Annotated in this window: 1 protein-coding gene; it reads left to right on the top strand. The window is 36.8% G+C overall.

The window, feature by feature from the left end; genetic code table 11:
• Window positions 1–179: 179 nt before the first annotated feature.
• Window positions 180–758 (top strand): SPI-1 type III secretion system guanine nucleotide exchange factor SopE (sopE, locus tag ACLJPE_RS23150; RefSeq protein ID WP_410966024.1); only part of this gene is annotated, 579 nt, incomplete at its 3' end.

Raw genomic sequence — 758 nt, 5'->3', positions numbered from 1 at the left:
AAAAGGACTTTTTTTGAAAGTTTCTGGAAAATAAAAATAGTACTATTTGTAGCATTAATTGAATCAGCCGATTTTTTCTAATTCATCAATCAGATGGACATAGCATTTGCTATAAAAAATAAAAGTATTCCTGCTATCTATATATAAATGAGTTATGTACATATAAAAGGATCATTACCGTGACAAAAATAACTTTATCTCCCCAAAATTTTAGAATCCAAAAACAGGAAACCACACTACTAAAAGAAAAATCAACCGAGAAAAATTCTTTAGCAAAAAGTATTCTCGCAGTAAAAAATCACTTCATCGAATTAAGGTCAAAATTATCGGAACGTTTTATTTCGCATAAGAACACTGAGTCTTCTGCAACACACTTTCACCGAGGAAGCGCATCTGAGGGCCGGGCAGTGTTGACAAATAAAGTCGTTAAAGATTTTATGCTTCAAACGCTCAATGATATAGATATTAGAGGTAGTGCGAGTAAAGACCCCGCATACGCCAGCCAGACCCGTGAAGCTATACTATCGGCAGTTTACAGCAAGAATAAAGATCAGTGTTGTAATTTGCTCATCAGCAAAGGGATCAACATAGCGCCTTTTCTTCAGGAAATTGGCGAAGCAGCGAAAAATGCAGGTCTGCCCGGAACAACCAAAAATGACGTTTTTACGCCAAGCGGCGCAGGGGCCAATCCTTTTATAACTCCGTTGATTTCATCAGCAAACAGTAAGTATCCACGTATGTTTATCAATCAACATCAG

Origin of the sequence: Salmonella sp. SAL04196 (genome assembly GCF_046550835.1) — a bacterium.
GTDB lineage: Bacteria > Pseudomonadota > Gammaproteobacteria > Enterobacterales > Enterobacteriaceae > Salmonella > Salmonella enterica.
The sequence above is the reverse complement of the archived record's forward strand: the minus strand, read 5'-3'. Positions and strand labels throughout refer to the sequence as shown.